The organism is Pseudomonas sp. BN415, assembly GCF_029871195.1.
Classification (GTDB): Bacteria; Pseudomonadota; Gammaproteobacteria; order Pseudomonadales; family Pseudomonadaceae; genus Metapseudomonas; species Metapseudomonas resinovorans.
The window spans coordinates 1-11,060 of sequence record NZ_SSOK01000044.1; the positions used below are offsets into that span (position 1 = coordinate 1).

General features: G+C 64.1%; 9 protein-coding genes and 1 pseudogene. 1 reads left to right on the plus strand and 9 read right to left on the minus strand.

What is annotated here, in order from left to right; translation table 11 throughout:
• Position 1: 1 nt before the first annotated feature.
• The 8 genes from E8F20_RS10955 to E8F20_RS10990 form a co-directional block, all read right to left on the minus strand.
• Positions 2-478 carry an ester cyclase gene (locus E8F20_RS10955; RefSeq protein WP_280282642.1) on the minus strand — a complete coding sequence of 159 codons (477 nt, stop codon included), beginning with the start codon at positions 476-478 and terminating at the stop codon, positions 2-4.
• A gap of 195 nt (positions 479-673) precedes the next feature.
• A complete protein-coding gene (locus E8F20_RS10960) occupies positions 674-2,098 on the minus strand; it encodes a gamma-aminobutyraldehyde dehydrogenase (RefSeq protein ID WP_280282643.1) in 1,425 nt (474 codons plus the stop codon).
• A 158-nt stretch (positions 2,099-2,256) separates the two neighbouring features.
• Positions 2,257-3,783: an APC family permease gene (locus E8F20_RS10965; protein WP_280283741.1), complete on the minus strand. Its 1,527-nt coding sequence runs from the start codon at positions 3,781-3,783 to the stop codon at positions 2,257-2,259.
• 106 nt (positions 3,784-3,889) lie between these two features.
• The gene (locus E8F20_RS10970; protein ID WP_274801595.1) at positions 3,890-4,930 is read right to left on the minus strand and encodes a DUF3445 domain-containing protein; all 1,041 of its coding nucleotides are present in this window, start codon (positions 4,928-4,930) and stop codon (positions 3,890-3,892) included.
• Positions 4,931-4,943: 13 nt separating this feature from the next.
• Positions 4,944-5,912: a PDR/VanB family oxidoreductase gene (locus E8F20_RS10975; protein ID WP_274801596.1), complete on the minus strand. Its 969-nt coding sequence runs from the start codon at positions 5,910-5,912 to the stop codon at positions 4,944-4,946.
• Positions 5,909-6,511, minus strand: a complete 603-nt coding sequence (locus tag E8F20_RS10980) for a dimethylamine monooxygenase subunit DmmA family protein (protein WP_280283742.1) — start codon at positions 6,509-6,511, stop codon at positions 5,909-5,911. The genes E8F20_RS10975 and E8F20_RS10980 overlap by 4 nt, the downstream gene beginning before the upstream one ends.
• Before the next feature lie 253 nt (positions 6,512-6,764).
• Complete coding sequence (locus E8F20_RS10985; RefSeq protein WP_280283743.1) at positions 6,765-8,219, minus strand: sigma 54-interacting transcriptional regulator; 1,455 nt, start codon at positions 8,217-8,219, stop codon at positions 6,765-6,767.
• A complete protein-coding gene (locus tag E8F20_RS10990) occupies positions 8,216-9,349 on the minus strand; it encodes a PAS domain S-box protein (RefSeq protein ID WP_280283744.1) in 1,134 nt (377 codons plus the stop codon). The genes E8F20_RS10985 and E8F20_RS10990 overlap by 4 nt, the downstream gene beginning before the upstream one ends.
• A gap of 780 nt (positions 9,350-10,129) precedes the next feature.
• On the opposite strand from E8F20_RS10990, the gene E8F20_RS10995 reads away from it, so the two are divergent.
• Positions 10,130-10,819, plus strand: a complete 690-nt coding sequence (locus E8F20_RS10995; protein WP_280283745.1) for a GNAT family N-acetyltransferase — start codon at positions 10,130-10,132, stop codon at positions 10,817-10,819.
• 63 nt (positions 10,820-10,882) lie between these two features.
• Here the strand turns inward: E8F20_RS10995 and E8F20_RS11000 are convergent.
• A pseudogene (locus E8F20_RS11000) lies at positions 10,883-11,060 on the minus strand (SAM-dependent methyltransferase); the annotation flags it as partial.

The window sequence follows — 11,060 nt, forward strand, 5'->3', positions numbered from 1 at the left end:
CTTACCAGCCGAGCTGCTTGTTGAAGCCGAGGGCGTCGTAGTAGTCGCCCTGGTAGGCGATCTTGCCGTCCTTCACGCGGATGAAACTCACGCCTTCGAACTTCAGCGGCTTGTGGGTGGCCGGGGTTTCGGCACTCCAGGCGCCGCTGTTGGTGCCGGCGAACTCCCATTGGAAGGCAATGCCGTCGGCACTGACGATGGGCTCGCTGGTCATCTTCCAGGTGAGGTTCGGCACGGCGGTGATGAACACCTTGATCACGTTGTCGCGGGCAGCGGCGCGGCCTTGTTGCGGGGTACCGACGGTGGCGTCGAAGAACTCCGCGTCTTCGGCCAGGAAGCTGGCGGCCTTGTCGACATCGTGGGCATTCCAGGCGGCCATGTAACCGTCGACTATCGCCTTGGCATCGTCGGCCGCGTGGGCCATGCAGGCCAGGGTGGAAAGCAGGATGAAGCCGAAACTACGCAAGGTGTTACGCATTGCTGGATCTCCTGGTGGCTTGTGCGGGTACTGCCTGTGGAACGGCTTTGCTCGGCTTTTTGTGGGGGCGATTTCAATCGCGAAGGGCGGCGTAGCTGCCCCGAGGTTTCCAGGGCAGACCTGCGGCCTGCTCAGCGACTGAAGTCGCCCGCACAAGATCTCCGCTCCCACAAGGAACCGGCCGAGGCCGGCTCGTTAGTGCTTGAACATCACGTGGCGAATGGCGGTGTAATCCTCCAACCCATACATGGACATGTCCTTGCCGTAACCGGAGTGCTTGACGCCGCCGTGGGGCATTTCGCTGACCAGCATGAAATGAGTGTTGACCCAGGTGCAGCCGTACTGCAGGCGCGCGGACAGGCGGTGGGCGCGGCCGACGTCGGACGTCCAGAGGGAAGAGGCCAGGCCGTAGTCGGAATCGTTGGCCCATTCCAGCACCTGCTCCTCGCTGTCGAAGGCGGTGACCGAAACCACCGGGCCGAACACTTCACGGCGGACGATTTCGTCGTCCTGGCGAGCGCCGGCGAGCACGGTGGGCTGGAAGAAGAAGCCCGGTCCGTCGACGCGGGAGCCGCCGGTGACCACCTGGATGTGTGGCAGGGCGGCGGCGCGCTGGACGAAGCCTTCGACGCGTTCCAGGTGCTGCTCGGTGATCAGCGGGCCGAGCTCGGTGGCCGGGTCGTCCTGCAGGCCGGTCTGGATGCTGCCCACGGCTTCGCCCAGTTTGGCCACGAAGCGCTCGTAGATGCCCTTCTGTGCGTAGATGCGGCAGGCGGCGGTGCAGTCCTGGCCGGCGTTGTAGAACCCGAAGGTGCGGATGCCTTCCACGGCGGCGTCGATGTCGGCGTCGTCGAAGATGATCACCGGCGCCTTGCCGCCCAACTCCATGTGCATGCGTTTCACGCTGTCGGCGGTGCCGGCGATGATCCGGCTGCCGGTGGCGACCGAGCCGGTCAGGGACACCATGCGCACTTTCGGATGGGTCACCAGCGGCTCACCGACACTCGGGCCACGGCCGAAGACCAGGTTCACCACGCCAGCGGGGAAGATCTGGGCGATGAATTCGGCGAGCTTCAGTGCGGTCAGCGGGGTCTGCTCGGAGGGCTTGAGCACCACGGTGTTGCCGGCGGCCAGGGCCGGGCCGAGCTTCCAGGCGGCCATCATCAGCGGGTAGTTCCACGGCGCGATGGAGGCGACCACGCCGATCGGATCGCGGCGGATCATCGAGGTGTGGCCGGGCAGGTATTCGCCTGCCGCGGAGCCGCTCATGCAGCGGCTGGCGCCGGCGAAGAAGCGGAACACATCGGCGATGGCCGGCAGTTCGTCGTTCAGGGCGGCGGCGTAGGGCTTGCCGCAGTTCTGTGATTCCAGGCGAGCGAGTTCCTCGGCGTGGGCGTCGATGGTGTCGGCCAGCTTCAGCAGCAGGGTGGCGCGGTCCTTCGGCGGGGTCTGCGACCAGGCCGGGAAAGCGGCGTCGGCGGCCCGCACGGCGGCGTCGACCTGGGCCGGGCTGGCCTCGGCGATTTCCACCAGGGCGCTGCCCAGGGACGGGTTGAGCACGGCGAGGCTGGGGCCTTCGCCGGCGACGAGCTGGCCATTGATCAGGAGCTTGGTTTGCATGGGGTGAGTCCTCGTTCGGTCTAGCCCCTCTCCCCCTGGGAGAGGGGTTGGGGTGAGCAATGCAGTTGTGCTGGGCCCTGTCACCCTCTCCCCCGCCCCTCTCTCGCAGGCGGGAGAGGGGGACGCGAGGGAGCGGGATGTCTGGCGCCGGAGATGACTTACTGCGCAGGCACGCCAGCCGCGTCAGCGGCCTTTGGGACGGGTTTGGAGAACTTCCAGGCGTCGCCGGCCGGAGCGGTGCCCTTGTCGTAGGGCTTGGCCAGCAGCATGTAGAGGAAGCCGGCGCCCATTACCACGACCGTGGTCAGGATCATCGAGTAGTTGATGTACCAGGCGGCATCCGGAGCGCGCGGCCAGACCATGTTGACGATGGCACCGATGCCATAGATCAGCGCAGCGATGTTCACCAGCGGACCCCAGCCACCGAGGCTGAACTGGCCGCTCGGGCGCCAGCCCTTCATGCGGGCGATCAGGGCGGCGATGACAATCATCTGGAAGGCGACGTAGATACCGATGGCGGCGAAGCCGACGATGGTGGCCACGGCATCGGCCATGAACAGGCCGAGGCAGACGATGACTGCTGGTACCACGCCGCTCACCACCAGGGCGAAGGACGGCACATGGTTGGCGGACAGGCGCTTGAGCAGGTTGCTGCCGACGATCATTTCGTCGCGGGCATAGGCGAACAGCAGGCGGCTGGCGGCTGCTTGCAGGCTGAGCACGCAGGAGATGAAGGAGACCATCACCACGGCCATCACCAGCTTCGAACCCACCGGGCCGAAGGCATTGGCGAGGATGGTGGAAACCGGGTCGGTGTCTTCACCGGCGATTACCTTCTGCATGTCCGGCACGGCGAGGATCAGCGCCAGGCAGGCGAACATGGCGGCGGCGCCACCGATGTAGATGGTCATGCGCATGGCCTTGGGAATGCGCTTGCCGGGGTTGGGGGTTTCTTCCGCCACGTCACCGCAGGCCTCGAAGCCGTAGTACTGGAACAGGCCAGCGAGGGAGGCGGCGAGGAAGGCGGGCAGGTAGGAGCCGTTGACGTTCAGGTCGAAGGTGTCGAACAGCACGCTGAACGGCTGATGACGCTCGAACAGCAACAGATAACCGCCGACCAGGATGGCGCCTACCAGCTCGCAGAGGAAGCCGAACATGGCCACTCGGGCGAGCAGCTTGGTGCCCACCAGGTTGAGCGCGGTGGACAGCAGAATCAGGCCAAGGGCGATGTAGATGTTGGCGTTGGAATTGGCCTCGAAGCCGAGCATGGCGGCGAGGTAGGGACCCGCGCCCACGGCGACGCCGGCAATGGTGGCGCACAGCGCCCAGGCATAGACCCAGCCCACCATCCACGCCCAGCGCTTGCCTACCAGGCGACGGGCCCAAGGGTAGACGCCACCGGAGATGGGGAACTGCGAAACCACTTCACCGAAGATCAGGCACACCAGCAGCTGGCCGAGGCCGATCAGCAGGTAGGACCAGAACATCGGCGGGCCGCCCGCCGCGAGGCAGAGGCCGAACAGGGTGTAGACGCCGACCACCGGCGACAGATAGGTGAAGCCCAGGGAAAAGTTCTCCCAAAGGCTCATGCTGCGTTCGAAGTTGGAGCTGTAGCCGAGCGCCTTCAGTTGCTCGGCGTCGTGATCGAGTGTCGCGGTTGCACGCGCTGCAGGTGACCCACTCATATTGTTTTCCTCATTTGAATGGCAGTCGATTGCATGGCCGACGGGTTGGGGCCCGCCGGTACTCCTGATGGAGCTTTTGTTTTTATGCGTAAAGCGTGATGCGGGCTTATCCGGCCTTGGCCACCTCCTCGTCATGGCCGTCATCGAACTGCGAGAGCCACTCGACAGCGGCATCGCGGTAGCGAGTGAAGCCCTTGTAGTCCACCAGTTCCTGGTTGAGGGACTTGAGCACGCGGTGCATGCGCTTGGCCCAGGCCGGGTTGGTGGCGATGTCTTCCAGGTTCAGCAGGTAAGTGCGGATCGGGAACACGATGGCGTTGCTGCGCGGCAGCCGGTGCAGGGGCTGCAGCTCGATGCGCAGGTAGACCAGTTTGCCGGCGTTCTCGGCGGTCACCGTGGTGCGGTCCGGCGCCCAGTCCGGCAGGCTTTCGGCGGAAACGTCAAGGCGCGGGTTGACTGTCAGCGACCAGTTCAGGCGGCGCACCGGGTGGCCGCAGCGCAGGCGCAGCAGGAACTTCAGCGCGCGGTCGAGCATGCCGGTTTCCTTCACCAGCGGCACCGGGCCATGGAATTCGTGCCAGGCCATGCCGAGGTTAAAGCGCAGCGAGTAGTCAGCGCGCTGGGTGGCGATACCTGCGCCCCAGTAGAGGGTGCCGTCGCGTTCTTCCTGCAGCACCCAGTCGCCCTGGGCCTGTCGAGTGATGTACTCCATCGGCTCATAGGGCAGGGTCGCCGGGTCGCCGAAGGTGAAGGTGTCGTCGATGTTCAGCAGCTTGTTGGTCCAGTGCCAGAGCGTGCCGTCCTTCTCCAGCTGGAAGTATTCCGGGTAGTCGCTCGCGTAGGACTCCATGATCAGCTCGAGCAGGTCCCACTGGGCTTCCATCATGTGCGGAGCCGAGACGTAGTGCATGCCCGGGTCTTTTTCCAGGGTGATGGCGCGGTCGCGGCATTCGCTGATGTAGTGCTCGTCGATGTCGAACACGGCTCGCAGCGCGGCGTCGCCCACCGACACGTGGGGCTCCAGGTTCATCGAGTACATGTACTCGTCGTCCGGGAAGGGGAAGGGCGCGCGGGCGATGCACTCGGGGCTGTTCGCGTAGGTGTAGTCGTCGCGGTAGGTTTCGTCGGGTCGGAACTGGATGGTCATGGGTGTTCTCCGCTCAGCAGTCGATGACCAGGCGCGAGCACTTGGCGCGCGACACGCAGGGCATGATTTTCTTGTTGGTGGCCTTGTCCTCGTCCGACAGCCAGTCGTCGGTGTGGAGGATTTCGCCGTCAAGTTCGAGCACTTCGGTCTCGCATTCCCCGCAGGCGCCGCCACGGCACAGGTAGGGAATCCGGTGGCCGGCGGCTTCAGCCGCTTCCAGCAGGCTCTGGTCGGGCGAGACGTTGATGGTCGCGCCGCTGCGCGCCAGGGTGACGCTGAAGGCTTCACCGGCACTGCCCTGTTCGAGGAAGCGCTCGTAGTGGATATGGCTGTCAGTCCAGCCTTGGGCGCGGGCGCTGTCGATGGCGTCCTGGATCATGGTTTCCGGGCCGCAGACATAGAGGTGGCTGCCCAGCGGGCGGTCGGCCAGCACGGCGGAAATGTCCAGGCGTTGATCGAGACTGCCGCGATACAGGCGCACGGCGTCGCCGTACTTTCGCTGCAGCTCTTCACCCAGGCGCGCATGTTCGGTACCGCGCACCGCCAAGTGCACTTCGAAGGGCGTACCGCGCAGGCGCAGCTCGGCCAGTTGTGAGCAGACCGGGGTGATGCCCACGCCGCCCGCGACAAACAGGTGCAGGCGAGCGTGCTTGCTCAGCGGGAACAGGTTCACCGGACGAAGGATTTGCAGTACATCACCTTCGTTCACCGCCTCGTGCATCCGCAAAGAGCCACCGCGGCCGTCTTCGACTCGGCGCACGGCGATCTGGTAAGCGCTGGAGTCGTACGGCGAGCTCATCAGCGAGTAGGCGTTGCGGTAGGTACCGTTCTCATGCGGGATCAGTACCACCACATTGCTGCCACCGGAGAAAGGCGGCAGGTGCGAGCCGTCGGTGGAGACCAGGGTGAAGCGTTTGATCTCGGGGGTGACCGCTTCAATGTGCGCGACTCGCACGCTGAGGGTTCCGCTTTGTTGGCTCATGTGTCGAGCTCCTCTGCTTCCGGCAGTTCGCCGGGGGCTTCGGCGTCGGCCTTGACCGCCTGGAAGGCGGCGAGGCGGCGGGAGTAATGGTCGCGCACGACCAGCATCAGGTTGCAACCGGGGCACTGGAAGACACGCTTGGTGACGTTCTCGGTGTAGGTGTCGCAGTGCACGCACCAGATGCGACGCACGTAGGTGCCGGCGTCTTCGCGCAGCACTTCGTCGTGGTTCAGGTCGTAGGCGGTGGCTACCTGCATGGCGGTGCCGATGAAGCTTTCCGATCCGGAAAGGTACAGACGTGTGCCCATGCGGGACTCACCCAGCAGTTGGTCGAGCGCCTCGACCAGGGCCTGGTTGCTGGCGTAGACACGCAGTTCGGCAACCTGCTGCAGTTGCAGCTCGGCGAGGAAGTTCTGGCCGGAGAAGGATTCCTGCGAATAGAGCACGGTGATGTGCAGGCCCTGCCCGGACATTTCGCCCAGCAGACGCAGCATGGCGCGGCCGCCGCTGCCTTGGCCGGCGACGATGTGGCGGGTGCCGCCGGGGAGGGGGCGCAGCTGGTCGTAGACCGGCCGGCTCTTGATACCTGTGATCAGCATTGTTGTTTTACCTCCAGAACTGCCGGACCGCTGGGGCTCGGCATCTATGCGATGACCCACTCAGGTGGATGGGGTGGAGGTCATAGAGCATTTGTCGTGCCATATTTGTAAGTGGCTGATTTATAGGGTTTTAATTTTTTGTTTGGCAAATTTGTAAGCAAAAGTGGCGAACGCTGTAGGCATTCTTGCAGCGGTGCCGGACGGTGCGGGAAGGGGAAATTGCAGCGGCAGGCACATCCCTGTGCCGGAGGATTCAGTCGCGTTGCAGCTTGCGGATCAGGGTGCCGATATCGATGCCCAGTTGCTGGGCTGCCTTGCGCTTGCTGCCTTGGCTTTCTACCGCCCGCAGGATGATCTGGCGTTCGTAGCGCTGGACCTGGGCCTTGAGGTTCTCACTCGCTTCGTCGCGGACCGGCGGTAGCGTCTCGGGCTCCACGCGCGGGGTGGCAGGCCTGGCGCCTATTGGCGCGATCAGCCCTAGCAGTTCCGGTGGCAGGTGCTGCTCGCCGGCTTCGTCGTCGGCCAGTACGGCCAGGCGTTCGAAGATGTTTACCAGCTCGCGGATATTGCCAGGGTAGTCATAGTCCAGCAGGCGCTGGCGGCAGCGGCCGGAGAGCCGAAGAGTCGGCTGGCGGTCACGGTTGATGCGCATCAGGAGTATGTCCATGAGCATCGGCAGGTCTTCCAGGTGCTGGCGCAGGGGGGGGATCTCCACTGGCAATACCGCCAGCCGGTAGTAGAGATCGGCGCGGAACTCGCCAGTTTCCACCAGGCGGCGCAGGTCCTTGTTGGTGGCGGCTATCACCTGGACCTGGACGGTCTTGGAGAGCGGCGAGCCCACCGACTGGATGCTGCCATCCTCGAGGAACTTGAGCAGCTTGGCCTGCACATGCAAGGGAATCTCGCCTATCTCATCGAGAAACAGGGTGCCGCCCGAAGCGCTTTCAATATAGCCGCGCTTGCCTCCCTGCAGGGCGCCGGTGAAGGCACCGCGCTCGTAGCCGAACATCTCCGACTCGAACAGGGTTTCAGGGATACTGCCGCAGTTGACGTGGATGAAAGGCCGATCACCCCAGCCAGCAGCGCGGTGGATATGCCGGGCGATGGCGGTCTTGCCCACGCCGGGCTCACCGAGCAGCAGCAGGCGGGCGCGGCGGCGGAAGGCGCGCACGCCGGTGTCGGCGATGCTGGAGAGCAGGGGCGAAAGGTGCAGGGCGTTGTCCTGCGGGTCGCCGAGGCCGCTGTTCTCCGCTGGGGCGAAGGCTTGCTGGGAGCTGCGGCGCTGGCTCTCGCGGCCTTCGAAGTCGCGCTGCACCAGCAGAGTATAGGGTTTTTCGTAGGCGCCGGTGGGCACCGCCTGGGTGCTGGTGAGGAACATGCGGCCATCGCGGGAGCGGGTCAGCGCGCTGTTTCCGCCGCGGCCGACGGCTTGCTGGAAGTCCTCGAAGCCCAGGGCCGAGCGCTGGAAGAACTCAGCGTTGGACAGACCCACCACCTCCTGCCGCGACAGCCTGTTGACCCGCTCGGCCGAGAGGTTGAGGAAACGCACCCGCGACTCGCCGTCGCAAAGGATGATCGCCTCGCTGAAGCTGTCCAGCAGGGCATGCAGCGCCGGGGTCTCCAGCAGTGCGGAAAGGATCTCGCTGCTGACGTTGACCGAGGAGCGCATGCCCATCTTCAGGGGCGGCAGGAGGTTTTTTTCGATCATGGATGCAGCTCGGTGCTGTGCTGGGTGGCACGTTGCGCCGCGCGCAGCACCGCCACCTTCCACGCTACGCCTTCCTCCATGAGGATGCGCGAGCAATGGACGTTGAACAGTTGCGGGCGGCCGCTGAGGTCGGTGAGGTGCAGGCTGTGCCAGGTGCGCTCGGGCAGCGACTGGTCGAGCAGGGCATGGGCAATTCTGGCGCCCTGGGTGATGCCGAAGGTGTGCTCGAAGGCGGCATTGCGCCACTGCGGTTGCAGTTCTTCGTCGATCACCAGGACCGCGTCCGGCACTGCGTCGAAGACCCGGCGCAGGGCATCGATGCGCTGCTCTGCGTCGTGCTGCATGCGCAGTTCCTGGCTGACATCACGGATGCTGCCCCACATGCGCAGCAGGTGGCCGTTTTGGATAGCAGCACGGACATCGTTCTCCACGTAGGCGGGCGAGCCGTCGTGGCGGCGATCCACCGAGAGCGCGCCGTCGACGCAGAAATCAGTCTCCACCAAGCGTCGCACGAACTCTTCGTTGGCCGGACTGCGTGGCCAGTAAAGGCGCACCGGTTGCTGGTTGAAGTCGACGTCCGCCGGCATCTCGTAGACGTCCGCCATGGCACGGTTGCACATCCGCCAGAAGGAGCGGTTCTCGAACACCTGGCGGACGACCTCGTCAGGTGTCTGGGTGATATCCACCGCCTCGGCAAACTCGATGCACCAGTACGCCACCTTGGCGCTGTAAAGCATCTGGCTCATGACTTCGTTGGCGTTCTGCAGTTCGTTCAAGCGGCGGGTGAGGGAACTGAGCGGCATCTTCATCAAGTGCAGGCGCGGCGAGGGCACCGCGCGCCACTCCAGAATGCCGCTGGCCAGCACAGGCAGTAGGCCGCCGCTGTGGCGGATCAGGGTCAGCTCCAGATCCTGGACCCGCTCGTCGGCAGGCGGATTGGCGAAGAGCTGGTGCAGGGCGCGTACCGAGTCCGCGGTGTAGACCTGCTCGATGTGCAGGCCTTGCAGTTCGCCCCGGGTGTAGCCGAGCTGGTCGCTCAGGCTGGACGAGACGTTCAGTAATCGGCCGTTGACCGAAAGGGTGGTGGAAAGCAGCAGGCCGCGCTCGGCAAGCAGGTGCAATGTGTCCATGTCAGTTCCAGGAGTACTCTGCGGGGTTCGGAGTTCCGCCCGCACATTGCGTGCCAGCCGCCCATGGACAGGAGGCACGGGGCCGTCAGCCAGACGCGAAGTGCGAGTGCTGCATTTTTACAGCGACTTTATGCACCTCTACAGCACCTTCGGTCGGATGATGGGTGCGCCGGAGAGTGCCGGGTAGAACGTCCCGCGGCTAACCGGCCCGCTTCGTACCGTCCGCCTTAGCTTGCCCATACCCGCGAAGGCATGCCTGTCGCATGGTTTGATTACCTGTGAATCACAGGTTTCCAAGCTCGGATTGCAGCAAAGCCACAACGGAGCGGATGCTCCGCAAGGCGATTGTAGGACGGCAATGCAGTTGGCGCGGTAGGGGCAGATTCCCCTTCTGGCTATTGCTGCCGCTCGCCTGCGGCGGCGGTGGGGCGATTCTGATGAAAAAATCCCCTGTGATTTCCGCCCGCAAAAGTGGGGCGGCTTACGTTTAAAACTGAGTCAATGCCGCGGCACTGAATTGCTCCAGATTTCGTGTAGCAGCGCGTCAATCGGGATTTATTTCAGCTTCGGGCGAGCGAACCGGGACGAAGCGCCTTGTTCAACAGAATCGGTCGAAAGCGGACGTCAACAATCGATTTATTCAACGTACCGTGCATGAGCGCTGTATCCCGCTCGTTGGGCGTGCTCATGGGCGTGCGGCGAGAACGCTCGATGCGCGCGGGCGTTACAATGGGCGCCCGCGCCGATCCCTCGATCGGGCACGCCCGGAGCCAGCTTCAGATGTTCACCCTTGTAAACCTGGACACATCACCGCCCGAATCTCTGAAGAGTCAGGTTCTACAAATGGTGGTGGACTACTTCAGCGATATCAGCCCGGTGCCGCTGACACCTAGCAATCCGCTCTACCAGTTGTATCAGTACGTGATTGGCTACGAGGTGCACCTGTATCTGCAGGCCATGAACAGCGCTCTGGATAGCACCACGCAGTTGATCCTGGCCCTGGATGATGAAGACCCCTCCCAGGTGCTGGGCTTTGCCCTGTACCTGCCTAGCCAGGATGATGCCGAGGCCTGCACGCTGGCCTATGTGGCCGTCAAGGCCAGCCACCGCCGACGTGGTATTGCCCGGGCTTTGTTGCAGCAGATGGTCAAGTGTCGGCCCCACGCCGAGTTGGCCTGCGTGGCGAGCAAGGTGCCGACCTTTGAGTCGATGGGTTTTCAGGTACTGGCAGCGCAGGGGCCGCACGTGCTGCTGAATACCCGCGATCATCGCTCGGACGGCATGGTGGCGGTGCAGGATCTGGCCCCGATATTCCAGTCCAAGGAAGTGCGGCAGATCCATGCCTACCTGGTGCAGCAACATGGCAAGAAGGCCATGAGCGAGGCCGAGAACAAACGCGACCGCCTGCTCGACCAGATGGCCCATCAGGCTCAGGCATTGGTGAAAGAGCGTTTCCCTACGATTCACTGACAGCCAAATTGGCCAGCTTGCAGCTGTTCCTGCGCCAACGACCAAGAGATCGTTGGCCGGTTCTTAGCGCTTCACGCAGACAAACAATGCATTCCCGGACGTGCCGCCCCAGGGGGTAATCCGTTCGTAGTCATGCTCGAAGACGTGCACCTCGAAGTGCGGCTGCAATAGTTGCTCAAGCTCGGTGAAACTCAAGGCGACCATGGCGTGTTCGTCCTGCCAGGTCTGGGTCACACCCGCC

Coding starts and splice junctions, on each gene's coding strand:
- E8F20_RS10980 (WP_280283742.1), bottom strand. CDS start 6,511: ATGCTGATCACAGGTATCAAGAGCCGGCCGGTCTACGACCAGCTGCGC.
- E8F20_RS10955 (WP_280282642.1), bottom strand. CDS start 478: ATGCGTAACACCTTGCGTAGTTTCGGCTTCATCCTGCTTTCCACCCTG.
- E8F20_RS10995 (WP_280283745.1), top strand. CDS start 10,130: ATGTTCACCCTTGTAAACCTGGACACATCACCGCCCGAATCTCTGAAG.
- E8F20_RS10960 (WP_280282643.1), bottom strand. CDS start 2,098: ATGCAAACCAAGCTCCTGATCAATGGCCAGCTCGTCGCCGGCGAAGGC.
- E8F20_RS10970 (WP_274801595.1), bottom strand. CDS start 4,930: ATGACCATCCAGTTCCGACCCGACGAAACCTACCGCGACGACTACACC.
- E8F20_RS10985 (WP_280283743.1), bottom strand. CDS start 8,219: ATGATCGAAAAAAACCTCCTGCCGCCCCTGAAGATGGGCATGCGCTCC.
- E8F20_RS10990 (WP_280283744.1), bottom strand. CDS start 9,349: ATGGACACATTGCACCTGCTTGCCGAGCGCGGCCTGCTGCTTTCCACC.
- E8F20_RS10965 (WP_280283741.1), bottom strand. CDS start 3,783: ATGAGTGGGTCACCTGCAGCGCGTGCAACCGCGACACTCGATCACGAC.
- E8F20_RS10975 (WP_274801596.1), bottom strand. CDS start 5,912: ATGAGCCAACAAAGCGGAACCCTCAGCGTGCGAGTCGCGCACATTGAA.